The following is a 25,935-nucleotide window of genomic DNA, read 5'->3' as shown; positions in this document are numbered from 1 at the left end:
GGGGCTCCGGCCGGTCCGGACGTGACTTACTTGCCGGGCATCTTGTCGTAGGCGGTTTGCTGGATCTCGAGGTAGCGCTTGAGTCCGAGGCCGTCGAGGCCCTTCACGTAGGCGTCCCAGTCGGTGTCGATGTTCTTCGAGCCGGTGACGAACTGGAGTGCGTTCTGCTGCACGTAGCTGTCGATGTTGGTCTGCATCGTCGCGACCTCGTTGGCCAGGGACGGATCGATCCACACCTTCCAGTACGGGTAGATCTTGGCCTTGTCCTCGTGGCCGGCGTACAGCTTGGTCGCCTCGTAGAGCCGTCGCTCGTAGCCCGCCTGGGAGTAGAGGTCGGTGCTGATCGCCTCGGAGTTCCGGAACCTGGCCGTGTTGTTGTACTGCGCGAGCGCGCCCCAACCCGAGTTCGGCGGCTTGGTTCCGACCTTTTGCGGGATCTGCTTGAAGATCGGCGTCAGCGACTTGTCCAGCGCGACATCGCCGGTCGCCGGCTTGGTCCAGGTCTTGCCTTCGGTGCCGAACTGGCCGTTGATCTGACCCTCGTCGGTGAAGATGTAGTCGAGCAGCTTGATCGCCTGGATCTGCTCCTCCTGCGTCGCCTTGCTGGTCAGTACGAACGTCGCACCCGGCGCGCTCGGGAAGTTGTAGCCGGTGAAGTTCGCGCCGTCCGGCCCGGTCAGCGGCGGTACGGCGTCGTACTGCTTGTCCCGTCCGTCCGGCGAACCGGTCGTGACGAAGATGCCCGGGTGCAGCACGGTCGCGGAGCCGAGGACGACCGTTCCGGCGTGATTGCCCTGCTGCTGCAGGGCGTCCGGGTTCTGGGTGAAGGCGCCCTTGTCGATCAGGCCTTCCTTGTAGAGCGAATTCAGGTACTTCAGGCCGGCCCTCCAGCCATCCTTGTTCGCCTGGATGTCGACCTTGCCGTCGTTCAGTACCAGGGTCGAGTTGTTGTTCCCGCTGGTGCCCTGCGGGTCGTAGATGAACGCGTTCATGAAGTACGGGATCAGCACGTCCCGCACGTCAGCACTGAGCGGGATCTCATCGGCCTTGCCGTTGCCGTTCGGGTCCTGGGTCTTGAACGCCTGCAGGACCTTGCGCATGTCCTCGGTGGTCTTCGGCTGCTCCAGGCCGAGCTTCTTCAGCCAGGCCGAATTCATCCACAGCTTGTCCTGGTACGTGCAGTGGAAGCAGTCGACCCACTGGGGTATCCCGTAGATCTTGCCGTCCGGCGCGGTCGCCATCGCCTTCCACTCCGGCGTGGCGTCCAGCGCCTTCTTGATGTTCGGCGCGTATTGATCGATCAACTGGTTCAGCGGTACGACGACACCCTGGGTCGAGAGCTTCAGCAGGTCGGTCTGGGTGAACTGGTCGACCCACGGGATCAGCAGATACAGGTCCGGATAGTCACCGCTGGCCAACGAGATCTGCCGCTTCTCCTTGGCCGGGCCGCCGTCGAACGTCGTGTTCTGCCATTTGATGGTGAGGTTGAACTTCTCCTTCACAGCCTTCGTGAAGTCGTTCGTGCCCAGGTTCCAGTCGGCCGACTGCGGCGCGAACACATCGAGGGTGACCGCAGGATTCCCGGTGATCGTGGGCAACGGCTTACCCTGCTGATCGTCCGATCCGCCGCCACCGGAACAGGCGGCGAGCGTGAGTGCCAGGAGACTCAGGCCGGCGATCGCGGCACGCCTCCGCTTTGTGAACTGTACAGACATTAGGTCCCTCACAGGGGTCGAGGTGATGCGGAGGATCAGCCCTTGACGGCGCCGATCATGATTCCCTTGGTGAAATAGCGCGCGACGAACGGATAGATGAGCAGCACCGGGACGCTGGCCACCACGATCAGCGAGTACTTGAGCAAGTCAGCCAGTTGCTGGCGTTGCAGGACGACGGAGGCGTCGACAGCTCCACCGCCGGTCGTGTTCAGGATGAGGATGTTGCGCAGGACCAGCTGGAGCGGGAACAGGTCAGGGTTCTTCAGGTAGATCAGCGCGTCGAAGTACGAGTTCCACTGCATGATCGCGTACATCAGCGCGACCACCGCGATCATCGGTTTCGCCAGCGGGATCACCACCGACCACAGGAACCGCAGGTCACCACACCCGTCCAGCTGGGCGGCCTCGACCAGTTCGTCGGGGATCGCGGTCCGGAAGTAGGTTCGGGCGATGATGACCTGCCAGACCCCGATCGCCTGCGGGATGATCAGCGCCCACCGCGTGTCCAGCAGGCCGGCCGACTGGACCACGAGGTACGTCGGGATCAGGCCGCCGGTGAACAGCATCGTGAACAGGATCAACGTCATCACGACGTTCCGGCCGACCAATGTCCGCCGCGACATCGGGTAGGCGATCGCGATCGTCATGATGACGCTGACGATCGTGCCGACCACCGTGTAGAACAACGAGTTCAGGTAGCCCTGGACGATCTGCGGGTTCTGGAACACCGCGTGGTACCCACGGAGCGAGAACTCCACCGGCCAGAACAGCACCCGCCCCGACGAGACCGCCGCCGGACTGCTGAACGAGCTGGCCACGATGTACAGCAACGGCAGCAGGACGACCGCGAAGAACACTGCCAGCAGCAGATACACACAGAACAGGAAGATCCGGTCGGTCCGCGGCTCGCGGATCCGGCGTGCCCGCGCCGCACGGCGCTCGCCTCTCTTGCTCGGCAGCGTTCTCGCTTCAGTCTGAGCGCTCATGACCACAATCCGTTCCCGGTGATCCGCTTGGCGATCGTGTTGACCATCAGCAGCAGCACCAGGTTGATCACCGAGTTGAACAGCCCGACCGCGGTGGCGCCGCTGAAGTCCGCGTTCAGCAGACCCGTCTTGTACACATAGGTGGCGATGATCTCGGACTGGCTCAGGTTCAGCGGGTTCTGGAACAGGAACGCCTTCTCGAAGCCGATCGCCATGATGTTGCCTACAGCAAGCACCAGGATGATCACAGCCGTCGGCATGATGCCCGGAAGATCCACGTGCCGAATCCGCTGCAAGCGGCTGGCACCGTCGATCCGGGCCGACTCGTGCAGCGCCGGATCGATGCCGGACAACGCGGCCAGGTAGATCACCGCGGAGTACCCGGTGGTCTGCCACACGTCGGACCAGACATAGATGTGCCGGAAGTAGTCCGGGTTCCCGAGGAAGTCGATCGCGGGAACGCCGAAGAACCCGAGCCCCTCGTTGACGATGCCCAACCGCGGCGACAACACCAGGATCGTCATCGATACGACCACGACCGTGGAGATGAAGTACGGCGCGTACGTCACCATCTGCACCGTCCGCTTGAACACGCCGGTGCGGATCTCGTTCAGTGCCAGCGCGAGGATGATCGCGATCGGAAAGCTCGCCGCGACGGTGTAGACCGACAGGATGAAGGTGTTCTTCACCAGGGTCCAGAACACCGGGTTGTGGAAGAACAGGTCGAAGTTCTGCCAGCCCACCCACGGGCTTCCCCAGATGCCCTTGATCACGTTGAAACTCTTGAACGCCAGGACCGCGTTCGACATCGGGATGTACTTGAAGACCGCGAACCAGATCAGCGGCACGACCATCAGCAGGTACAGCGTCCAGTGCCGTTGAAGGCTGCGCCGCAGCCCCTTGATACCGGGGCGCTCCCGTCCCCGTCGTCGCCTGGGCCGCGCTGGTGTCTCACCGGCCGGTGGCCGGATGGTTGTCAGGGTTGCCATGAAACCTCCTCGTCCAAGCCGGCGATCAACTCGAGCTCACGCGGTGGCCGACGCCGGCCGTCAACGTGACCGGCATCCGATCGTCGCCGTGGCGTACGACCCGCTCCTGATCCCGATCGGCGGTCAGGACCGCTTCGACGCCGCGTGGCGTCCAGGCGATGTCGACGGTGACCCCGCCACGAGCCCTCAGACCCGTCACCCGCCCGCTCGGCCATTCGGCGGGCAGAGCGGGCAGCAGTTCGATCTCGCCGGTGTGACTGTGCAGCAGCATCTCCGCAATTCCCGCCGTCGCACCGAAGTTGCCGTCGATCTGGAAGGGAGGATGTGCACAGAACAGATTCGGGTAGACGCCCGCGCCGCTGCCAGGTCGCCCCGTCGCGGAGTCGTCCGCGGGCCTCAGGAACGCCTGGACCAGGCGGTGCGCCGCTACCGCATCGCGAAGACGTGCCCGCAGATTGATCTTCCACGCCAGCGACCAGCCCGTGGCCTCGTCGCCCCGCAGGTCCAGCGTCCGCGCCGCCGCGGCCGCGAGGACCGGTGTGCTGTCCGGCGTGATCGCATCGCCGGGATGGAGACCGACCAGATGTGACATGTGCCGGTGGTGCGGATCTTCTTCGAGCAGGTCCGCTGCCCACTCCTGCAGCTGTCCCTGCGCACCGACCGGCGGCTCGGGCAGTCGCTTGCGGGCAGTGGACAGCTCAGCGACAAGGGAGTCGACGACATCGAGCAGCTCGGCAGCCTGTTCGACCCGCTGGAAGAGATCCGAGATCAGGGTCAGGTCCATGGTCGCCGACCGGGTCACCGATGCGGGCTGTCCGTCGTCGGCGATGTAGTCGTTCTCCGGCGATGTCGACGGCGCCGTACCGAGGGTGCCGTCCGGCATCTCCACCAGCCAGTCCAGGCAGAACTCCGCGGCCCCCCGCAGCACGCGCCACGACTCGCCGAGGAACTCCAGATCCCCGGTGAACTCGTAGTGGTCCCACAGATGGCGCGACAGCCAGGCACCGGCCATCGGCCAGTTCGACCACCGCGGATCACCCTCGACGGGGAAGGTCCAGCACCATGCGTCGGCATTGTGGTGCGCGGTCCAACCGCCGCAGCCGTACCGCTCGCGAGCCGTCCGACGACCCGCCTGGGCAAGCTGATCGATATACCGGAGCAGCGGTTCGTGACACTCGGACAGGTTGGTCGTCTCCGCCGGCCAGTAGTTCATCTCGGTGTTGATGTTGATCGTGAAGTTCGAACTCCACGGCGGCCGCAGGATGTCGTTCCAGATCCCCTGCAGATTCGTCGGCAGGCCACCCGATCGCGAACTCGCGATCATCAGGTAGCGACCGTAGTTGAACAGCAGCGCCGCCAGCGCAGGATCCTCGGCATCGCCCGCTCGCGCGACCCGCACGTCGGTCGGCAGATCGGCCTGACCTGCCGGACCGGCCAGCTCGAGCGACGAACGACGGAACAGCCGCTGGTGGTCCTGCCGATGATCAGCCAGGAGTTGGGCGTACTCGCGATCGCGCGCCCCCAGCACCGTCTGATCCGCGGCAGCCCAGCAGTCCGCTGCCGATCGAGTCGGCGAGGTCGACGGCCCGGCGTACCCAGTGCCGGTGGAGAGGATCAGCGTGACTTCGGTTGCGTCTTCGACCGTGAGCTCGGCTTCCCCGGCTCGGATCTCCCCGTCGCTCGCGGCACGCAGCGCGATCGCCGCTGCCATGCCGCGGTCCGCGCCCTCGGAGTACCGGATCGGTTCCGGAACATCGCGATGCGGAGGAGCGACATCGGCCGGAGCCTGCAGCAGCAATCCGAGCCCGTCCTCGACTGCGTGCGCTCGCGAGTGCAACTGCGATGTCAACCGGCAAGTCAGCGCCAGCACCGGCTGGGAGGCGGTCATTCGCACAACCAGGACACCGACCGGCGCACTGACGAAGGCCTCCTGCCGCACCACAACTCCGCCGATGTCGAACTCCGCCGTTGCCGTCGCGGTATCGAGATCAAGCTCCCGCCGGTAGTGCGCCACATCGCTTGCGGCAGGCGTGGCGCCATCGACACGAAGGTCCAGCAGGAGATCACCCAAGGGCAGGTACGCCTGGCAGTAGCCGGAGTGAAGACCGCGGGCCAACTCATGCGCCCGGCGAATGTCGCCGTCCCCGAGCGCGTCGCGCACAGCCTGTACGGCGTCGGCGCCGGTCGCACCGAGCGGAGTCGACAACGAGCGAGCGGTCTCCGGACCGCCGGACCACAGAGTCTCGTCGTTCAGTCCGATCCGATCCCTGCCGATACCACCGAAGCACATCGCCCCGATCCGCCCGTTGCCGAGCGGCAACGCCTCCAGCCACGTTGCGGCCGGCCGGTCGTAGAACAGCCGCTGCATGCCGGAGCGGTCCGAGCTCACCAGGTTGCCCATACCACGGTCCTCCGTCGAGATGACGAGGTATTAATCCTATGAATTGTCGGGATCGTAGCGCTCGCTCGCACACTGGTCCATACTGAACGGCATCAAAGCTCAGAAAGATCCCATCTATCGCTGATCGACAGGGGCCTGCCATGCCACGCATCACCTCGGTGGAGGTCGTCGACGTCCGCTTCCCGACCTCGCTGACCAGCGACGGATCCGACGCGATGAACAAGGACGGCGACCACTCCGCGGCGTACGTCGTCCTGCACACCGACGACCCGGATCTCGCCGGGCACGGCTTCACCTTCACCATCGGGCGCGGTAACGACCTGTGCGTCGCGGCCGCCGCTCAGCGCGCCGAGCCACTGGTCGGGCGAGACGTCGGCGAACTGTGTGAAAACCTCGGCGGGACCTACCGCGAACTGCAGTCGGACAGTCAGTTGCGATGGCTCGGCCCGGACAAGGGCGTCATCCATCTGGCCCTGGCCGCGGTGATGAACGCGGTCTGGGATCTGGCTGCGCGACGGGCCGGCGTACCACTGTGGCGGCTGCTGACGGACATGTCGCCCGAACAACTCGTCGAGGCCGCCGATCTGCGGTATCTCACCGACGTGCTGACACCGGAACAAGCTGTCACCCTGCTCGAACAGCAAGAATTGGGCCGCAAGCAACGAATCGGGGAACTCGAGGCATCCGGCTACCCGTGCTACACCACCTCTGCCGGCTGGCTCGGATACTCCGACGCCAAGCTACGCAGGCTCTGCGAGGAAGCCGTTGCCTCAGGCTACAAACACGTCAAGCTCAAGGTCGGTGCCGACCTGGACGACGACATCCGGCGCTGCGGCATCGCCCGCGAGGTCCTCGGGCCGGACGGTCACCTGATGATTGACGCGAACCAGGTGTGGGACGTGCCGCAGGCGATCGAATGGGTCAAGGCGCTGGCCGAGTTCGACCCGCTGTGGATCGAGGAACCGACCAGTCCCGACGACATCCTCGGTCACGCCGCGATCCGCAAGGCCGTGGCGCCCATCGGCGTCGCCACCGGCGAGCACGGGATGAACCGGGTGCTCTTCAAGCAGATGTTCCAGGCCGGCGCCATCGACTACTGCCAGCTCGACGCAGCCCGCCTCGGCAGCGTCAACGAAGTACTCGCGGTCTACCTTCTCGCCGCGGTGTTCGACGTACCGGTCTGCCCACACGCGGGTGGTGTCGGCCTGTGCGAGCTCGTCCAGCACCTCGCGATCTTCGACTACGTAGCCGTATCAGGCAGCCTCGACCGCCGCGTGACCGAGTACGTCGACCACCTGCACGAACACTTCGTCGACCCCTGCGTGATCCGGAACGGTGCGTACGTGCTTCCGACCGCACCGGGCTACAGTGCCGAGATGTACAGAGCGTCACTGCAGACCTATCAGTTCCCGGACGGTGCCTACTGGGCAGCCCGCACGGACAGTGAGCCACTTCCATGACCCCCGGCAAGCTGGCCGAGCAGTCGCGCACCCCCGGCGTTTCACAGACCGATGTCGTAGTCGAGAGCATCCGGCAGATGATCATCGACGGCCGGCTCCGGCCGGGCGACCGGCTGCCCGTCGAGAAGGACCTCGCCGCGGCATTCGGCGTGTCCAGGAACCCCTTGCGCGAGGGGGTGCGCGCCCTGTCGATGATGGGGGTCCTCGAGACGCGCCAAGGTGACGGTACCTATGTCACCAAGCTGGATTCTTCGATGCTGCTGGCCCCGCTCGGCTTCGTTGTCGACCTGCAGGACGGCAGTGGGACCCATCACCTGCACGCAGTACGCCGGATCCTGGAGACCGAAGCCGCCGCCGCGGCCGCGCTGCGGATCGGCTCCGCGGAGCTCGACGCCGCCGCCGAACTGTTGCGCCACAACGAGGCCCAACTGACACTCGACGAACCCAACCACGAGACGGTGATCGAGAATGACATCGCCTTCCATCGCATTATCGCGGAGGCGGCCTGCAACCCTGTGCTGGCCGCGCTGATCGACGCGCTGGGTGGACGAACGATGCGCGACCGACTGCGCCGATCCATCTCCCAGCCCGGCGCCGACGAGACCGCCCACCGCGAGCACCTCTCGATCCTCGCCGCGCTCACAGCCCAGGACCCCGACCGGGCACGCACCCGCATGGCCGCCCACCTGTTCACCGTCGAGGACTACCTCCTCGAACGAAGCATCGTGAGCCCGACCACGAAATGAGGGCTGTGGATGAAGCTGCTGCGCTGGAGTACGCCTGACCTGACGCTCACCTTCGCGCTTGACGACGGCCCGGTGCGGCTCATCGCCGTACGCCCAGCCTCACAGCCGGACGGCAGAGCGGCGGACCCCAGCCAGCCACTCGTCGAGGTCTCCGCCGTCGGGCACGGACTCTCGCCGAGCACCAACCGGCACGTCGACACCAGTCTTGGGCAACAGTTGCGCTACGTCCGTCACGAGGAAACCCAGACGACGTTGCGCATCACTCAGGAGGAGCCCACCACCGGTCTGCGCGTTACCACTGTGTTCGAAGCCCGCGCCGGCGTACGCGCCTGGTCCGAAGCCTCGCTAGCCGGCCCGGGGAGGCTTGAACTCACCTTCCTGTCGTCCCTGGTCGTCGGCCTCGCGTCGATCGACGCCGAGCTGTACTCCGCCGCCAACAGCTGGATGGCGGAGAACCGATGGTCAGCCCAACCACTGCGCGCTGAGGCACTGGCGAACATCGTCCGCGATCCGCATCATCACGTCGCCCGGAGCCGGCAGACGGTGACCAACACCGGCTCATGGTCGAGCGGGGAGCGGCTGCCCGTCGGTGTGCTGGTCGAGTCGGGTACGCCGTACGCCCTCGGCTGGCAGATCGAGCACAACGGACCGTGGCACTACGAGATCGGCGAGACCCGGCGCGGCGGCTACCTGCTGCTCAGCGGCCCCACCGACCAGGAACATCAATGGAGTGTCGAGCTCACAGCCGGCAAGCCATTCACGACGGTGCCCGTGTCACTCGTCGTCGGAACGGATCGAGACAGTGTGTTCGCCGCACTCACCCGTCAACGCCGCGCCGTACGCAACCGACGTCCGATCGACGACCGGATGCCGGTGATCTTCAACGACTACATGAATACCCTCGTGGGTGATCCGACGACCGAGAAACTCCTGCCGCTGATCGACGCGGCCGCGGACGTGGGGGCGGACTACTTCTGCATCGACGCCGGATGGTACGCCGACGGTGACTGGTGGAACACCGTCGGAGCCTGGCAACCGTCGACCACCCGGTTCCCGAACGGGCTCACCGAGGTGATCGACCGGATCCACTCCCACGGCATGGTGCCCGGCCTCTGGCTCGAGCCCGAGGTGATCGGCGTACGCTCACCGATCGCACGTGAACTCCCCGACGAAGCTTTCCTCACTCGCCGCGGCACTCGGGTCGCAGAGTCCGGCCGCTACCTGCTCGACCTCCGCAGCACAGCCGCCCGCAAGCATCTCGACGACACGGTCGACCGCCTGGTGTCCGACTTCGGCGTCGGCTTCTTCAAGTTCGACAACAACACGATGACCGGTCCCGGCACCGACAAGGGCGGTACGTCGCTCGGCCACGGGCTGCTCGAACACCAACGGGCGCTGCTCGACTGGCTCGACGGCCTCCAGACACGCCACCCGGACCTGCTGATCGAGAACTGCGCCTCGGGTGCGATGCGGATGGACTACGCGATGCTGTCCCGCCTTCATCTGCAGTCGACTTCGGACCAGGAACATCCGTTGCTCTACGCACCGATCACCGCAGCGGCTCCTGCCGCGGTACTGCCGGAACAGGCCGGCCACTGGGCCTACCCGATCAGCGGCACCACCCGCGAGGAATTCATCTTCGCCCTCGTCAACGGCGTCCCCGGCCGCCTCTACCTGTCGGGCCACCTCAACCACATGACGCCGACCGAGCGCGACCTGGTCCGGTCCGCTGTTGCCGCGCATCGCGTCGTACTCGACGATCTCGACACCCTGGTCCCCGCCTGGCCGCTAGGTCTCCCAGCCTGGACCGACGAGTGGATCGCCCTCTCACTCAACGGCCCCGACGTCTCGTACCTGACCCTCTGGCACCGCGCTCCCGGCCCATCCACCATCACTCTCCCCATCCGCCGAGCAAAGATCGATCCTCATTTCCCCACTCGCCTCACCGACTGGACCCACACCTGGACCGACGACGCACTCACCATCACCACCAACACTCCCGAACCCTCCGCCCGCGTCCTCCGCCTGACACCCACCACGGAGCGAACGTGACCGACTCCTCGCACCGCAGTGTCAAGATGTCGCCGGCGTCCCGTCGGTGGAGAAACCTTCGGTGCGTGGGGTGTCGCATCGGCGGTCCGGCAACGCCGTCAGCCAGCTCTCGACCAGATCGACGAACTGCGTCGGGCGCTCGTGATGGAGGAAGTGTCCGCAGCCGTTCCACAGGACGACTCGCGATCCGTACGGCAGTGAAAGGCTGAGGTCCCACGCGGCCATCGAGGGAACCGGCCGGACGCAGAGCAAGGGCCGAGTCAACGCCGCGAGCCGCGCGGCAGCGGCCGAACGCGCACCGAAGGCGTCTGGATCCGTGTACATCCCCGCATAGCTCTCGGCCAGCACAGGTCCCGGCGTCGCGAGCAGCTGGTCGCGAACCTCGCCGGCGAGCGCCTCCAGCTGACGGAGAGCTGCCTCTGGTCCGTCCTGCCTGAGCGCTGCCAGGCGCTGCCTGAACGTCGCTGCTTCTTCCTCATCCGCGCCGTACGCAGGATCAACGACGACAACCGCTGCGACCAGCTCCGGGTACTCGAGGGCGAGCTCGGCGACGATTTGCCCACCCATCGAGTGCCCGATCGCCACGACCGGACCAAGATCCAGCCGTTCGACGAGCGCCGCGAGGTCTCGTGCGTAGTCCGATGGCCGATACCCGTGCCCGGGTACGGGCGAGCGTCCGTGACCGCGCAGGTCGACCGTGACGACCCGGTGTCGCGCGAAGCTCAGGCCGCTCCAAGCCCGGCCGTCACCACCCCAGCCATGCACGAGCAGCAGCGGGTCACCGGCGCCGGTGTCAGTCAACCAGAGCGGGACCGTGACGGGATCCGTCATCAGGACTCACGAGCTTCGACAACCGCCGCCATGAATGGCAGCATAGTTAACGTTTTCTACGCGGTGCCAGGACAGAAATTTTCGACCGGGACAAAGGGGTGGCGCGTGGCCAGAGTGAGCCTCGGGAACCGTCCGACGGTGAAGGACGTCGCCGCGGCCGCCGGCGTCAGCGCCACGACGGTTTCGAGGGTGCTCGGCGGCACCTATCCGGTGAGCGCCTCGACCCGCAAACGGGTGCTACGGGCCGTGCAGGACCTCGATTACGTGATCAACGCGCAGGCCCGCGCCCTGGTCGGTGGCTCGACCCGAACTGTCGCGTTCGTCGTCCGCGACCTGGTCGGCCCGCTGTTCGCCTACATCGGGCAAGGCGTCGAGCAGCAGGCCACCGCCGAGGGCCGGCTGTGCCTGGTGTGCACTCATCACGGCGATCCGGACCGCGAACTGGAGATCATCGAACTGATGCGCGAGCAACAGGCCGAGGCGGTGGTGCTGGTCGGCGGCGGACTGCGTACTGCGGAACACATCGAGCGCATGGCACAGATCGCTCGGTCCCTGGAGCGGGTCGGCTCCCGCCTGGTGCTCTGCGGACGTCCGCCGATCGGCCCGGATGCCCCGGCAACCGTCGTCGAGTACGACAACGAAGGCGGAGCGTTCGCGGTGACGAACTACCTGCTCTCGCTCGGTCATCGCCGCATCGCGTTCGTCGGAGCCGCGGAGCCTGAACACACCACGACCAGCGCGCGTTTCCACGGCTTCAGCCGCGCCCACGCGGCACACGATCTGGCCGTCGATCCCGACCTCGTTGTCGGCGGCAACTTCGATCGCGAGTCCGGTTACCGTCACACCAAGGCGTTGCTGGCCAGGGACACCGGCATGACCGCCGTCATCGGAATCACGGACATGGTCGCGACCGGTGTCCTCGCCGCGCTCCGCGAGGCGGGCCTGCGGGTTCCCCAGGACATCTCCGTCGCCGGGTACGACGACATCCCCCTCAGCGCCGACCTCAGCCCAGCTCTGACGACGGTACGCATCCCCCACGAGGAGCTCGGGCGTGCCGCCGTACGGCTCGCACTCCATCGCGACGAGTACGCGCTGGATCAGCACATGATGCTCGGGACGCACGTGGTGATCAGAGAGTCGACCGCTCCGCCCAACGGTCACACGCGAAACTAGACTCGGCATCGACGGCACGGGAGAGCGAGGACCATGGCACGCAGGAGTTCGGCGGGGACGGGCGCCGACGACCGCACCGTCAGCCGTCGCAAGTCCTCGACCTCCCCCACACTGGCCGATGTCGCCGCGCACGCCGGAGTATCGCCCGCGACGGTTTCCCGCGTCCTGGCCGGCAACTACCCGGTCTCCCGTTCGGCGAACCAGCGCGTTATGCGATCGATCCGCGAGCTCAACTACTCCGCCAACACCCACGCCCGAGCCTTGGCCGGAGTGCAGTCGAAGACCATCGCCTTCATCCTCGCCGATGTCCGCGGGCAGTCTTTCGCGGACGCGGCACACGGGGTCGAGCAGGAGGCGTCACGCCGTGGATGGCTCAGCCTGATCGGAACCACCCAAGGCGATCCGGTGCGTGAGCTCGCCCTGGTGCAACTGATGCGCGAACAGCGCGCCGGTGCCGTGATCCTCATCGGTGGTGTGACCGCTGAAGCCGCCGATTACCGCACGAAGATGAAGGATCTGGCCCGCTCACTACACTCCGCCGGTTCGCTTCTCGTGCTGTGTGGACGACCTCCACTGGGCGAGGACGTGCCCACCGCAGTGATCGAGTACGACAACGAGCAGGGCGCCTACGCGATGACCAGCCATCTGTTGTCGCAGGGCCACCGCCGGATCCTCTTCCTTGCCGGTCCCGAGCGCCAGAGCACCAGCATCCAGCGGCTGTCGGGACATCGGCGAGCTCTCCTCGACTTCGGCGTACCGGACGCCGCGGGGCTGGTTGAGCACGGTGTCTTCACCCGGGCGTCCGGCTATCAGCTGACGAAGGCCAGGCTGACCGCGGGTCAGGACTTCACGGCGGTTTTCGCGGCCACCGACGTCGTGGCCGCTGGGGTCTACGCGGCCGCCGCCGAGTTCGATCTGAGCGTTCCCGGGGATCTCTCGGTGGTCGGTTACGACGACGTCGAGCTGGCGCAGGACCTCCGCCCCCGCCTGACCTCGGTCCACGTGCCTTACGAGGAGCTCGGACGAACGGCGGCGAAGATCGCGCTGGACTCCCGGCACCAACAGCCCGACTGGACCGGAGACCACCGGCTCTTCAGGACCCATGTGGTGGTCCGCGACTCGGTCAGCAGGCTCGGCTGAACGGGCGACCGTTCAGCGCCTTCGCCGCAGGTCAGCCAGCGGCCATGGATCGTGCCGGCGGCGCGCCGTCGAGGATCGCCGCGAGGACGTCGGGGAGCGACAGCTCGGCACCGGCGTGGAGCATGACGCACGGGATCTCATAGGCCGCGAGATACGCCCGCTGGCCGTCGGTGAAGTCGGCGTCGATGCCGATGACGCCACGGGTGCCGCGGGCGAAGAGCTGCTCCAGCCACAGCCGGGGTACCGGCTCCCCGGCATCAACCATGGTGACGACGACGGCCAGCCCCGGCTCCCGGGCGAGGCCGGCCAGGCCGGCGAGAACCTCGCCGGCCCAGCCGTTCCGCTGAGTCGCGACCACAACGTCGACCAGGCTCGACTCGTCGCGCCGGTTGCCCGTAGCACCGGAATCCAGCGCGTACCCGGCACGGCGCAGTGCGTCACGCACCCGGGCCCTGGTCGCCGGCGCGACGTCCGGATAGGCGCGCAAGACTTTCGAGACCGTCGAGATCGACACACCGGCGTCACGGGCGACCACTGCGAGCTTCCTCCGTGGGGCGGACATCGAGAACGACCTCACTGACCCTTGAGATACGCGTTCGCCTGCTTCTCCATCTCAGCCTGAAGGTCGGCGAGTCCGGCTTTGTCGACCGCCTTCTTCAGCGTGTCGAGGCCTTTGTCGACGTCGACCGCGCCGATCCACAACGGATTGCCGTACTGCGTCATCGCCGCGCTCACCTGACTGTCCTGCCGTTTCACCGCGGTCACGTCCGGGACGAACGACGCGTACGGATCGAGGGTGAAGTTGTCGTAGCTCTGCGCCCATTCGAACCAGGCATCCTCGGTCGGTGTGATGTCCTTGATCTTGAGCTCGAGCTTCTGTCGCCAGCACAGCGCGTAGCCGGGGAATCCGTACTGCGAGAGCTGCTCGAACTTGTCCGGCCCGGCCGGCTTCCAGTCCTTGCCCTCGACACCGTAGCTGAGCAGATCGTGGTTCTCCTTGATGGAGACCCAGTCCTCCAACTGCATCGCGCGCTCGTTGCTCTGTCCCTTGACGTTCAGGACCACGAAGTTGTCGGCCTGGAAGGTCTGGTTGGGCTTGGCGTCCTTCCCACCGCGCAGTGGTACGACGTTGGCGATCTGCGCCGCCGGGACGGCCTTGCGCAGCGGGGCCAGCGACTGGGACGACAGGCCGTCGGTCATCGCCCACCGGGTCGCGATGCGGCCGGCCTCGAACTGCGAACCGATCGTGCTCGAGTCCACGTTCAGTGCGTCCTTGTTGATGATGCCGTCGAGGTAGTACTGGCGTACCTTGCGCAGCGCGTCGACGACCCCCGGAGCCTCCCAGAAGGGAATCGGCCGGGCCGAGCCGGTGCTCTTGCCGTCCTGCGCCAGGAAGAACGGGAACGAGCCACCGCTGAAGGTCTGCACGCTGACGTGCGGGTTCTCCCAGTCGTGCTGATTCAGCCAGCCGACCGGCGCGAAGGCGACCAGCAACTTGGGCATGTTGGAGGAGATGCCGACCGGCGTGATCTTCTCCTTCTGCTTGACGTCGTACCAGTACTTCTCCAGCTGGACGTACGTCGAGATCTCGCCGAAGCCGAGCTTGTCCGCCAGGTCCTGGCGCACTGTGAAGTGGTGGAACCGGGCGGCGGAGTTCACCTGCGGGATCCCGTACAGCTTGCCGGACCACTTGTTCTGCTCGAGCAGCTGTGGATCGAGGCTCTGGCTCAGATTCGGGTACTTCTTGATCAGGTCGTCGACCGGAACCAGCGACTTGCCGGCGACCAGCTGGATCATGTTCAGCCAGCGCGCTTGCAGCGCGGTGTCGAAGTTCTCGCCGGCGGTGAACTTCAGCAGCGCCTGCTGCTGGTAGTTGGACCACGCGATGAACTGTGGCGCGATGGTGAAGCCGAGATCCGTCTTGAGCTTCTCGTTGACCTTCGCAAGGACTGCGTCCCAGCCGGTGGGGGCGTCACCGGGCAGCAGCAGCGCGAGGGTGTCTGTGGCCTTTCCGGAGCCGGATGACGAGTCTCCACAACCGCTCAGACCGAGCATGGCTGCGAGGGACAGGCCACCACCGGCGGCCAAGAAGCCGCGCCTACTGAGGCCGGCTGGAGATGTGGCGGGCACGATGCCTCCTGAAGAGTGGTGGGAACCATCAGCCTTTGGTGGCTCCCAGGGTGATGCCTTTGACGAAGTAGCGCTGCGCGAACGGGTACGCGAGCAGGATCGGGCCGATGGTGACGACCGTGAGTGCGAGCCGGAGCTGGTAGACCGGCGTCGTCTGTTGCGCCGCTGTGGGCAGCATCTGCGAGAACGACACGTTCGAGATCAGGTTCTGCAACAGCAGCGGTAGCGGGTACTTGTGGACGTCCGACATGAACAACAGTGCGGTGAACCACTCGTTCCAGTAGTGGACCGCGTAGAACAGGCCGACGACGGCCAGGATCGGCTTCGACAACGGCAGACCGATCCGGAAGAAGATCTGCATCTCCCCCGCACCGTCGACCCGCGCCGAGTCGAGGATCTCCTCCGGCAACTGACGGAACGCCGACACCTGGATGAACACCAGGAAAGGTGCCACCAGCAACGGCAGGATCACCGCGAAGTAGCTGTTCTGCAGTTTGAGGTACTGGGTGACCAGCAGGTACAGCGGCACGAGCCCGCCGCTGAACAGCATCGGGATGTAGGCGAAGATCGCCAGCGGCCGGCTGACGTACGGCAACCGCCGCGCGATGACCCAGCTCAGCCCGGACGTGAAGCTCAGCGCCAGCATCGTGCCCACGACGGTGATGAAGATGCTTGCGACGTAGGCGCTGACGAGTGTCGGACCGGTGAAGATCAGCTGGTACGCCGCGGTCGAGAACGGGTGTGGGAGCAGGCTGTATCCCTTGACTGCCAGGGTCTGCTCGTCGGTGAACGATCCCGAGACGATCACCCAGAACGGAACCAGGCAGACGAGCATGAACAGGCCGACGCCGACGATGCTGACGACGGTGAACGGTTCCAGGCGACGGGAACGTCGCTTGACCGAGGTGCGCTCGGTCGCCTTGGCCAGGCTCGAGGTCATGGTGGTCACAGCAGACTCGTCTCCTTGGAGTACCGGCGCTGGATCAGCACCGCGGTCGACACCAGAACGAAGCCGACCACCGACTGGAAGAGGCCGATCGCCGCGGTGGTGCCGAAGTCACCGATCTGGCGCAGGGACCGGAAGACGTAGGTGTCGATCACGTCGGTGGTCGGGAACAGCGTGCCGTTGTCCCCGACAATCGCGTAGATCGTGCCGAAGTCTCCGTAGAAGATCCGGCCGACGCCCAGCACCAGCAGGACCGCGGCCGTCGGCTTCAGCAGCGGGAAGGTGATCCGCAGCGCCATCTGCGCGCGGCTCGCACCGTCGATCTGGCCGGCTTCGTACACGTCCTCGGGTATCGACGTGATCGCGGCCAGGAAGATGACGCTCAGATAGCCGCCCAGCTGCCAGACCTTGACGAACGTCAGGATCCACGGCCACGGTCCCGGCTCCGTGTACCAACTGACCGTCGGTAGACCGAAACCGGCGAGCGCGTCGTTGACGACGCCCCCGGATCCCGCGGGCCCGGACAGCAGGACCTGGAGCATGATCGCGATGACGACGGGCGAGACGAAGTACGGGAAGAAGATGGTCGACTGTGCCGCTCGCTTGAAGAAGCGGCCGCGGATCTCGTTCAGCATGATGGCCAGCGTCACTCCGGCGGCGAGCGTCGCGGCGAGGAACAGGACGTTCAGCACGATGGTGTTGACGAGGATCCGCTGCGCATCGCCGGAGCTGAAGAAGTAGCGGAAGTTGTCCAGCCCGTTCCACGGACTCCCGAAGATGCCCTCGCGGATGTCGAACTCCTTGAACGCCACCACCAGGCCGGCCAGCGGCGCGTAACTGAAGACCAGGAAGAACGCGACCGCGGGCACTGCCAGCAACCCCAGCCAGAGGCTGGAGCGAACAGGGGTCCGAGTGGTCATGGCGAAAGGCTCCTTCAGCGGAAGATCTAGAAAGCGCTTTCCATCTGCCGAGAAGGTAGCGCTGGCATGTAGACGTGTCAAGGCGTAGCAATCGTTGTCTTTGTTCTCAGGCTGCGCGGTCGAGATCGGCAGCGCCGATCCCGAAGCGGAGCGGCTCGCCCGCCACGAACCGGCCCAGCTCATCCGCGACGCAGAGGCCGAGACGCGCGAGTTCGTTGCCGTGTGAGCCGGCGATGTGCGGGGTGACGAACGCGTTCGGCAGCGTGAACAACGGTGAGTCGCCCGGCAGCGGTTCAGGTTCCGTGACATCGAGGACCGCCGTGATTCGCCCGGAGATCAGCTCCGCGGTCAACGCCTCGGTGTCGACCAGTTGCCCCCGTGCCGTGTTGATCAGCGTCGCACCGTTACGCAGCAGAGCGAGTTCGGATCGCCCCAGCATCTGGTGCGTTTCCATGGTCAACGGGGCGTGCACGCTGACGATGTCGCTGGTGCTCAGCAGTGTCCGGAGATCGACGGCCGGTACGCCGAGATCCTCGGCGTACGGGTCGTACACCTGGACCCGGAACCCGAACGGTTGCAGCAGATCGAGCACCTGCCGGCCGATCCGCGAGGCACCGATCAGTCCGACCGTACGGCCATGATTGCCGACGTGCGAATGGATGTAACCGAGCTGGAAGGTTCGATCGCGGCGATATCGCTCCCGCAGGCCGAACGCACCTTTGCCGGCGAGCAGGATCGCGCCGAGCGTGAACTCCGCGACCGGCACGGCGTTCGCCGCCGCGGCGGACGAGACCGCGATGCCACGCTCCCAGACTTCGCGGCTCAGGTGACCCTTCACGCTCCCGGCGGCGTGCAGCACGGCCCGCAGCTTCGGGGCCGACTCCAGGAACCGGTGATCGACGACCGGGCATCCCCATCCGGTGACCAGAACCTCCACGTCGGCCAGGCGATCCAGGGCCCGAGGGTCGTCGAACCGGTCGACGGGGCCGGCCGGATCGAAGAACACGAACTGCTCGAGGCGCCGGCGGACGTCCTCGGGGAACAGCAGCGGCCAATGCTCAGCGGACATGGCGACGAGCGCCGGCAGTTTTTCGACTACGGGAGGCATGCCGTCAGGTTGGCATAGAAAACGTTAACTATCAGGGGAGCAAAAATTTCGGGAGCTGCTGCGCGCTGGCGGCCGCGGGGCGCCGGTGCGAGGCTCCGACGCGTCCGATCCCTCCCGCTTCCGGACCGTCACAACGCTGGAGAGTGTCCCGATGGCTTTTCTGAGATCGACCGTACTGGCCGCCGCCCTCGCTGCGCTGCTCGCAGCCGTCGGCGTCGTACCGGGAACCGCCACGCCCTCGGCGGCGACCGGTGATCGGCTGCCGACGCTGACGCCGGTGACATCAAGCGCCGGCTTCGTCCATCCCGGGCTGGCCGTGAGCGCGTCGTCCCTGGAGCTCGCTCGCAAGCAGACGCGCGCCGGGGTCGAGCCGTGGGCGTCGTACTACGCCGCGATGACCGCCACATCGTACGGCTCCCGGACCTTCAGCTCCCGCAACCAGGGGACCGTCGTCGACCGGCCGGCCGGCAGCGCCTTCAACTCGCAGGGCATCGAGTCGCGATTCATCGACGACGCGTTCCGTGCCTACACGCAGTCGATCCTGTACTTCATCACGGGCGATCCGGTCTACCGCGAGAACAGCCTCAGGCTGATCCGGATCTGGGCGCACATGGATCCGGACGGCTACGTCTACTACCCGGACGCGCACATCCACAGCGGCACGCCGCTGATGCGCATGCTGGCCGCCGCCGAGATCCTGCGCTACTCGACTGTCACGGGACCGGCCGACGACGGTTACGACCTCCGATGGAGCGACAGCGACACCGCGGATCTCACCAGCAACCTGATCGTGCCGCTCACCCAGACGTTTCTCTACCGCAACCGCAACTTCATGGGCCAGCACAGCTACTCGCTGATCGGCGCGATCGCCGGCTACATCTTCACCGACAATCTCGTCCGCTACCGCGAGGCGGTCGAGTGGTTCTCGGTCAACTCCGGCAACCCCGACGACGACACCAATGGTGCGCTCAGCAAGGTCATGCCGGTGATCGCCAAGGACGATCCGCGGAACCCGTACCACACGTCGTTCGTCCAGTTGCAGGAGATGGGACGCGACCAGGCCCACGCCTGGGACGACGTGACCATGCTGACCCAGCTCGCCCGCGTCATCGACGTCCAGGGAACCGAGCTGGATCCGGTCCGCGGCACAGTATCGACGCGGCGGGACGCGGTCTCGGTCTACGCCTTCGGCGGCAACCGGCTGCTGCGTGGCTCCGAACAGTTCTTCGCGTTCATGATGGGCAAGACGATCCCGTGGATCGACACCACCCAGCGCGGCGGCGTGCTGTCCCAGGCATACCGCGGACGGATCTTCGACCCGACCAACGAGCTCTACACCATCTACCAGCAGAAGCTGGGTCCGGCGATCGCCGCGGTCGCGCCGAGTATCACCGAACTGGCCACCACTCAGGACGCGGGCGCACAGTTCTACTGGGGCACTTCGCCGTACAACTTCTGGAACAGCAACCCGGACTTCAACCCGGACTCGTGGCTGTCCTTCCCCGCCTCCATCGCCGGATCGACTCCTCCCGTCCAACACGACGCACTTGTGCAGGCGGAGACACGGACCACTCCCCTCACACCTGGTACGTCGGTTGGCGGCGGCTTCGTCCGGATGCGACCCCGCTCGACCGGCACGACGATCGCCGTACGGACGTTGCTGTACGACAATCGCAATGGCTACAGCCCAGTCGGCGTCCGGATCCGCACGAACGGCACAGCCACGCTGCAGATCCGGAAAGAACAGGGACTCGATCCCTACTACACGCTGACGCTCCCGGACACGCACGGCGCATGGCGGTACATCAACTACGACATGGACACGAGCAAACTCCGCGGAAGCACCGGCGGTGAGTACCTCGCGTACTACACGGTCGTCGGATCACCTGCGGTCACCGTCGACATCGACGCGATCAACCTTCAGGCGAAGACCCAGCTCTCGCCTCCACGGTTCACGCAAGGCTCTGACGTCCGGCTGCTCGCGATCGCCGGTGAACCGCTCTCTTCGACGCTGCCGGCTGCCGGCTCCGACCAACTGTCCTATGCCGCCGGGACGGGGCTACCGGCGGGCGCAACTCTCGACCAGACAACCGGCGCCCTGACCTGGCAGCCGACCGCAGGACAGGTCGGTGATCACGACACCTTCGTCGTCGCATCCGACGCCACCACGGACGCCGTCCTCCGCGTGCGACTGACCGTCAGCGCGACCCGCCACGACGCTGTGAACGCCGCGCTTACGGGATACGACAGCGGTACGACGTACGTCCGATCCGCACGCTCTGCGGTCGATACGGCGAGGGCAGCCGCCGAGGCAGACATCGCAGTCGCGGACCCGGCAACCTTCGCAGCAGATCTCGTCACACTGCAGACCGCGGTGGCGCGGCTGGAGAAGCTGACGCCGACCATGGCCGACGACGGCTCGTTCGACTATTGGGGCCGTGCCACCTCCGCCTCGCTGTCTCAGGTTGCCCTGGGCAACATGCTTGACGGCGACTTCAACACCATCTCCGGCGACCTGACCGCTCCGGCGATCATCGACCTCGGTGCCGGCTTCCGGGTCACCGCCGACGCGTTCGGGCTGCAGGCCCGGTACAACTTCGGCAACCGCACCCAAGGCGCCAACGTGTACGGCGCGAACGACGGCAGGACCTGGACCCTGCTCACGTCGCGCGAGACCACCGACACCTCCGATCAAGGTTTCGCGCTCGAGAGGATCCCGGTCCGTGACGAGGTCAAGGGGATGAGCTTCAGGTTCCTCAAGATTCAGGTCGACCATCCCGGCGTGCCCACGGACCCGGCGTACCCGGGACTGTCGAGCTTCAGCGAGTTCCGCATCTACGGCCAGCGGCTCGAGATGAGTACCGCGATGAACTCGGTGTCGATCGCATCCGACGACAGCGACCCGAAACGCGCCCAGAACCGCGACACCGTCACACTGACGATGACCGCCACCGAACCACTGAGCCACGTCGACGCCTCGGTCGAGGGTCTTGAAGCTCAGGTCACCGTCCAGGACAGCCGGCACTGGAAGGCGATGGTCACGCTGCCCGACGACGTCGCCTACGGTCGCACGCTTCGCTTCACCGTCGACTACACGACCGTGGCCGGCCAGACCGGCGCAACGATCGTCGACACTACCGACGGCACGTCGCTCGATCTCTGGAACACGCGCGTCCGCACAGTCGAGGTGCAGCAAGGCTGGGTGGTTGCCTCCAGTCCGGCCTTTCCCGGCGTAGGCACTCCGGAGGCCAACGGCTGGCGGATGTTCGACGGGAACCTCAACACTTTCACCGACACGACATCCGGCAACGGATGGGTCTCCGTCACTCCCCCGACCGGCACGAACCTGACCTTCGACACCGTTCGGCTCCACCCCCGCAGCAATCTCCCGGGCCGCGCCAACGGCGACCTCGTCCAGGGGTCGGCCGATGGCGGCACGACCTGGACGACCCTGACCACGATCAACGGCATCACCGACGGCAACCAGTGGTACATCTTCCCGCTGGCCAGTCAGGCGTCGTACCCGATGATCCGCATCACCGACCCACACGGCGGCTTCACCAACCTCGCCGAGGTCCAGCTCCTCGTCGGCCCATAGCCTGCCCCGACCACTACGCGAAAGCCGCCGCGGTGGGCGCTGGGATTCGCCGCAAGATGACCAGCGGGATCGGGCGGTCTGTCCGCGAGCCGAACCGTCCGACATCCGGGTAGCGGGCCACCACCTCCTGCCAGAGTTCGTCGCGCTCGACCCCGCCCGCTTCTGTCGTGTGAACCGCAACGATGTCGGTGCCGATCTCGACTGCGGCGTCCGGATGGGTTCGGAGATTGTGCAGCCAGGCGGGATCGCCCGGCTGGCCTCCGTTGGACGCGACGACGACCACGCGGTCGCCGGCATGGCAGGAATACACCAAGGGCGTGACCCGCCGCGTGCCGGTTCGCGCCCCGACGTGGTGCAGGAGCAGGACGGGCGTTCCAGCCAGGGGCCCGCCCAGCCGGCCGCCGTTCGCGCGGAACTCGGCGACCACCTGGCTGTTGTCCGGACCTGTCATGAGGCGAATCCGTAGGTCAGCGCGACCTTGCCACGGTCGAGCTTCCGCACCTCGAGCAGCTCGGCACTGCGGCGTGGTGAGGTCGCGAACAGCGCGGTGCTGTCCGTACCGGCGACGAGCGGGTACGTGATCAACCGCAGCTCGTCGACCAGGCCGGCGTCGATCAGCGACGCGGCGATGCGCGCTCCACCGACAAGGTAGATGTCCTTGCCCGGCTCCTGCTTGAGCGCAGCCACGTCGTCGACCGAACGCAGGAAGGTCGTGTTCGGCCACGACGTGGTCTGCAGGGTGCTGGACAGCACGTAGTGGGGCGTCTGCTTGATGAAGTCGGCCCACTCCCGCTCGGCCGGCGTCGGCGGCTCGCTGGTGAGCCACGCCGGCGTCTGCGGCTTGGTCTGGATCCCGGTCCAGTACGACTCGTAGCCGGGGTACATGCCTCCGCCGAGCAGGCAGGCGTCGATCTGCGGCGTCAGGCCGTAGTCCTCCGACCAGGCCTCGACCCAGTCGGCGGTACCGTCCGGGCCCTCCACCTTCGCGTCGAGTGACATCTTCATGGCGGCGATGAGCTTGCGCATTGTGTCCTCCGTCTGCGGTGCGGCCACCCGTCCGTCGGACGGCCTACACAGACAGACCCGCACCGGTCCGCCGATTCGTCGCGCGCAGCGAAAGTTCTATTCGGACGGCAGTCCGAACGCCGGGAACAGGCCGGGATCCTGGAACGCAACCATGCGCGTAATGCCGGTCGGAGAGACGCTCAGCACGATCACCGCGTGCGGGTGGTGGACACCATCGGGACCGCGTGAGTACACGCCCAGCGCGTCCTGATCGTTGGCCCGGGTCCGGACGGTGCGCAGACCACCAGGCTCGAGCAGCAGGGTGGCACCGAGGAAGCGGGCCACCGGATCGCGGCCGGCGAACCAGGTCAGCAGCGGCGGCATCTCCAGGACGGCGTCCACGCGCAGCAGCTCGGCCACCGCGGAGACGTCCGCACGCTCGATCGCTGCCGCGAACCGCTCGACGAGTCCACGCCGCTCCGCCTCGCCCGGCTCCGCGACGTCGTCGACGGCCGGCGTCGAGCGGGCCACGTCGGCACGAGCCCGCCGCAGTGCGCTGTGCACGGCGGTCGGGGTCGTCTCCAGCAACTCGGCAACCTCGGCAGCCGACCACTGCAGGACATCGCGCAGGATCAGGACGGCGCGGGACCGGGCCGAGAGATGTTGCAACGCGGCGACGAACGCGAGCCGGATCCCCGCTCGCGACATCGCAACCGCCGCGGGGTCGTCCGGGAGGTCACCGAGGAGAACGTCCGGGTACGGCTGCAGCCACGCCACCTCCGGTCCGGCCACCAATGGCACGTCCGGGTCGGTGCTCGGTGCGCCGAGACCCGATGGCAGCGGCCGACGGCCACGGCGCTCGATCGCGGTCAGGCAAGCGTTCGTGGCGATGCGATACAGCCACGTCCGAGCCGATGACCGGCCCTCGAAGCCGTCGTACGACCGCCACGCCCGCAGGTAGGTCTCCTGCACCGCGTCCTCGGCCTCGTCGATCGAACCGAGCATCCGGTAGCAATGCGCGAGCAACTCGCGGCGGTATGTCGCGGTGAGCTCGGTGAACTCGACACTCGTCGTCACAACTTCCCAGGCTACTGGGGCTCAACGCCTCCCCGATCCGACCCGCCTTCACGCGAGCGTGCGAACCGCCGCCATCGAGGACGGCCCCAATAGACAAGCTGGGGTTGCGGCATCCATCAGCCCAAAGTCCGGTGCGCGCCGGTCATCGCCCTAGTGCAGGAGCCCGGCTGGCCGCGGTGTGCTGTTTCCGTTGGTGCGCTCCACCGTTCAGGCTTAGCGTCTCGCGCTGGTCGCCTTGTGACAGTGCGCTCGCGTGATTGCGATATTGTCCGCAAGCATGTTCGGCGTGCGAGGTAGGACGGCCCATCTGGCGTGGTACCGGACCGATGAGGCGGTGGCCGAGGTCGCCTTCCTGCACGGCTTCTCCGACTCCGCGCAGTGCTGGGAGCCACTGATCGGCGCGATGCCAGGGGTTCGGGCGCTTGCGATCGATGCGCGCGGGCACGGCGAGTCCGGGCTTCCGGAGGGCCTGCTCGGCTATCCCGAACTCCGCGACGACGCCGCCCTCGTGCTGTCGAGTCAGCCCCGTGAGGGCGGGGTGGTTGTGGTCGGCCACTCGATGGGCGCGATGTCGGCCGCCTACCTGGCCGCGGCGAGGCCGGACCTCGTCCGTGCGGTTGTGCTCGAGGACCCGCCGACTGGAGAGCCGCCGGCCGACCAACAGGACGAACCGGTGTCCGAACCGCCTTGGCTCGCGGACCTCCGAGCACTCGATCTGCCGTCGCGGATTGCACGCGGCCGATCCGAGGACCCCAGCTGGCCCGATGACGAGCTCGAGCCCTGGGCCGTTTCGAAGGCGCAAGTCAACCCGCATCTGTTCGATCAGCCGTTTCAGAACTCGGCCCCGCTGACCGACCTGCTGGCCGCGACAACGTGCCCAGTACTACTGATCCACGGAGACACCGCACGCGGCTCGCTGATCTCCACCCAGTACGCAGAGCGCTGCGCCCGAGCAGCGGCCGGCGAGTTCCAGGCGGTACACATCCCCAACGCCGGCCATTCGGTACGCCGCGACAACCGCCCGCAATACCTAACGGCACTCATCCCATTCCTCGACCGGCACCGCTGAGCGCCGGCGCATCGGGTCTCTACACACCTCGATCAGCCCGAAAGTTCCGCCAACAATGACAACGTCTGAGCATGCCACGACCGCTGAATCCATTACATACAAGAGATTCCGGTGAGTCCCGACCGCTGACCATCCTCGTCCACAGGTTTGCCATCAGCAAAACACCAGGTCCCTCGCGCGTTGACCACGGTTGGTGATGTCGGTCGACTGGGAGGTCGCTGGGTGGCGTTTGCGAAGGGATTTGTGGACGACGGCTGTCAAGCAGGCTGTTCGGACGGTCGTGCGGGAGCGGAACGAGAGGCGGGGGGCCGGGCAAGCGCTGGAGCGTGATCCGAGTGGGAAGGAGCATCCTCAGGCCTTCGAGTCGAAGGTTAGGGCGAGTCGGTAGGCCGCCGCGATGGAGACGGATGCGGCTCGTGGGGACTACGTCGATCCGAAGGCCGGCATGGTTCGGTTCGAGGTTGTCATGGGCAGCTGGCTGAGGTCGCGGGTTGTGGATCCGACGACATTGATCCGGTACGAGACCGCCTTCGGCTACATGTGCAACCACAGTTCGGGAAGCGACAGGTCAAGAGCATCAAGCCGTCGG

General features: G+C 66.5%; 20 protein-coding genes. 7 read left to right on the top strand and 13 right to left on the bottom strand.

What is annotated here, in order from left to right; genetic code table 11:
• Positions 1-26: 26 nt before the first annotated feature.
• From ACZ3HV_RS35405 to ACZ3HV_RS35390, 4 genes are read right to left on the bottom strand one after another with little or no spacing between them, the layout of a single operon-like run.
• A complete protein-coding gene (locus ACZ3HV_RS35405) occupies positions 27-1,715 on the bottom strand; it encodes a type 2 periplasmic-binding domain-containing protein (RefSeq protein WP_465690915.1) in 1,689 nt (562 codons plus the stop codon).
• Between the two features lie 35 nt (positions 1,716-1,750).
• Positions 1,751-2,701: a carbohydrate ABC transporter permease gene (locus ACZ3HV_RS35400; RefSeq protein ID WP_465690913.1), complete on the bottom strand. Its 951-nt coding sequence runs from the start codon at positions 2,699-2,701 to the stop codon at positions 1,751-1,753.
• Positions 2,698-3,690, bottom strand: a complete 993-nt coding sequence (locus ACZ3HV_RS35395) for an ABC transporter permease (RefSeq protein ID WP_329479041.1) — start codon at positions 3,688-3,690, stop codon at positions 2,698-2,700. The genes ACZ3HV_RS35400 and ACZ3HV_RS35395 overlap by 4 nt, the downstream gene beginning before the upstream one ends.
• Positions 3,691-3,715: 25 nt before the next feature.
• Positions 3,716-6,091, bottom strand: a complete 2,376-nt coding sequence (locus tag ACZ3HV_RS35390) for a glycoside hydrolase family 95 protein (RefSeq protein WP_465690911.1) — start codon at positions 6,089-6,091, stop codon at positions 3,716-3,718.
• Positions 6,092-6,231: 140 nt separating this feature from the next.
• On the opposite strand from ACZ3HV_RS35390, the gene ACZ3HV_RS35385 reads away from it, so the two are divergent.
• The 3 genes from ACZ3HV_RS35385 to ACZ3HV_RS35375 are packed head-to-tail and all read left to right on the top strand — an operon-like array spanning position 6,232 to position 10,349.
• Positions 6,232-7,551 carry an L-fuconate dehydratase gene (locus tag ACZ3HV_RS35385; protein ID WP_465690909.1) on the top strand — a complete coding sequence of 440 codons (1,320 nt, stop codon included), beginning with the start codon at positions 6,232-6,234 and terminating at the stop codon, positions 7,549-7,551.
• Positions 7,548-8,297 carry a FadR/GntR family transcriptional regulator gene (locus ACZ3HV_RS35380; protein WP_465690907.1) on the top strand — a complete coding sequence of 250 codons (750 nt, stop codon included), beginning with the start codon at positions 7,548-7,550 and terminating at the stop codon, positions 8,295-8,297. Before ACZ3HV_RS35385 ends, ACZ3HV_RS35380 begins: the two co-directional genes overlap by 4 nt.
• A 9-nt stretch (positions 8,298-8,306) precedes the next feature.
• Positions 8,307-10,349: a glycoside hydrolase family 36 protein gene (locus tag ACZ3HV_RS35375; RefSeq protein ID WP_465690905.1), complete on the top strand. Its 2,043-nt coding sequence runs from the start codon at positions 8,307-8,309 to the stop codon at positions 10,347-10,349.
• Positions 10,350-10,370: 21 nt separating this feature from the next.
• Here ACZ3HV_RS35375 and ACZ3HV_RS35370 read toward each other — a convergent pair whose 3' ends face one another.
• Positions 10,371-11,180 carry an alpha/beta fold hydrolase gene (locus ACZ3HV_RS35370; RefSeq protein WP_465690903.1) on the bottom strand — a complete coding sequence of 270 codons (810 nt, stop codon included), beginning with the start codon at positions 11,178-11,180 and terminating at the stop codon, positions 10,371-10,373.
• Between the two features lie 105 nt (positions 11,181-11,285).
• On the opposite strand from ACZ3HV_RS35370, the gene ACZ3HV_RS35365 reads away from it, so the two are divergent.
• Together ACZ3HV_RS35365 and ACZ3HV_RS35360 are read left to right on the top strand one after the other, a co-directional pair.
• Complete coding sequence (locus ACZ3HV_RS35365) at positions 11,286-12,353, top strand: LacI family DNA-binding transcriptional regulator (RefSeq protein WP_465690901.1); 1,068 nt, start codon at positions 11,286-11,288, stop codon at positions 12,351-12,353.
• A gap of 33 nt (positions 12,354-12,386) precedes the next feature.
• Positions 12,387-13,493 (top strand): LacI family DNA-binding transcriptional regulator, encoded by a 1,107-nt coding sequence (locus ACZ3HV_RS35360; RefSeq protein ID WP_465690899.1) that lies wholly within the window; start codon positions 12,387-12,389, stop codon positions 13,491-13,493.
• 31 nt (positions 13,494-13,524) lie between these two features.
• Here the strand turns inward: ACZ3HV_RS35360 and ACZ3HV_RS35355 are convergent, their stop codons facing one another.
• From ACZ3HV_RS35355 to ACZ3HV_RS35335, 5 genes are all read right to left on the bottom strand, one after another.
• Entirely contained in the window at positions 13,525-14,055 is a 531-nt protein-coding gene (locus ACZ3HV_RS35355; protein WP_465690897.1) for a LacI family DNA-binding transcriptional regulator, read from the bottom strand.
• A gap of 11 nt (positions 14,056-14,066) precedes the next feature.
• Positions 14,067-15,623 (bottom strand): ABC transporter substrate-binding protein, encoded by a 1,557-nt coding sequence (locus tag ACZ3HV_RS35350; RefSeq protein WP_465690895.1) that lies wholly within the window; start codon positions 15,621-15,623, stop codon positions 14,067-14,069.
• Positions 15,624-15,651: 28 nt separating this feature from the next.
• Positions 15,652-16,563 (bottom strand): carbohydrate ABC transporter permease, encoded by a 912-nt coding sequence (locus ACZ3HV_RS35345; protein WP_465691048.1) that lies wholly within the window; start codon positions 16,561-16,563, stop codon positions 15,652-15,654.
• Positions 16,564-16,568: 5 nt separating this feature from the next.
• Positions 16,569-17,489: an ABC transporter permease gene (locus ACZ3HV_RS35340; protein WP_465690893.1), complete on the bottom strand. Its 921-nt coding sequence runs from the start codon at positions 17,487-17,489 to the stop codon at positions 16,569-16,571.
• A gap of 106 nt (positions 17,490-17,595) precedes the next feature.
• Positions 17,596-18,597 (bottom strand): hydroxyacid dehydrogenase, encoded by a 1,002-nt coding sequence (locus tag ACZ3HV_RS35335; RefSeq protein WP_465690891.1) that lies wholly within the window; start codon positions 18,595-18,597, stop codon positions 17,596-17,598.
• Between the two features lie 151 nt (positions 18,598-18,748).
• Between ACZ3HV_RS35335 and ACZ3HV_RS35330 the strand changes: the two genes are divergently transcribed.
• Entirely contained in the window at positions 18,749-22,195 is a 3,447-nt protein-coding gene (locus ACZ3HV_RS35330) for a putative Ig domain-containing protein (RefSeq protein ID WP_465690889.1), read from the top strand.
• Between the two features lie 13 nt (positions 22,196-22,208).
• On the opposite strand, the gene ACZ3HV_RS35325 is transcribed toward ACZ3HV_RS35330, so the two are convergent.
• The 3 genes from ACZ3HV_RS35325 to ACZ3HV_RS35315 all read right to left on the bottom strand — a co-directional run bounded on the left by ACZ3HV_RS35325 (position 22,209) and on the right by ACZ3HV_RS35315 (position 24,277).
• Positions 22,209-22,646 (bottom strand): nitroreductase/quinone reductase family protein, encoded by a 438-nt coding sequence (locus tag ACZ3HV_RS35325; RefSeq protein ID WP_465690887.1) that lies wholly within the window; start codon positions 22,644-22,646, stop codon positions 22,209-22,211.
• Positions 22,643-23,221, bottom strand: a complete 579-nt coding sequence (locus tag ACZ3HV_RS35320) for a dihydrofolate reductase family protein (protein ID WP_360371171.1) — start codon at positions 23,219-23,221, stop codon at positions 22,643-22,645. The genes ACZ3HV_RS35325 and ACZ3HV_RS35320 overlap by 4 nt, the downstream gene beginning before the upstream one ends.
• A 96-nt stretch (positions 23,222-23,317) precedes the next feature.
• Positions 23,318-24,277 carry a sigma-70 family RNA polymerase sigma factor gene (locus ACZ3HV_RS35315; protein ID WP_465690885.1) on the bottom strand — a complete coding sequence of 320 codons (960 nt, stop codon included), beginning with the start codon at positions 24,275-24,277 and terminating at the stop codon, positions 23,318-23,320.
• 286 nt (positions 24,278-24,563) lie between these two features.
• Between ACZ3HV_RS35315 and ACZ3HV_RS35310 the strand changes: the two genes are divergently transcribed.
• Complete coding sequence (locus ACZ3HV_RS35310; RefSeq protein ID WP_465690883.1) at positions 24,564-25,346, top strand: alpha/beta fold hydrolase; 783 nt, start codon at positions 24,564-24,566, stop codon at positions 25,344-25,346.
• The last annotated feature ends 589 nt before the right edge of the window (positions 25,347-25,935 follow it).

It is taken from the genome of Kribbella sp. NPDC020701, from assembly GCF_055562215.1.
This window is presented reverse-complemented; position numbering and strand designations above follow the sequence as displayed.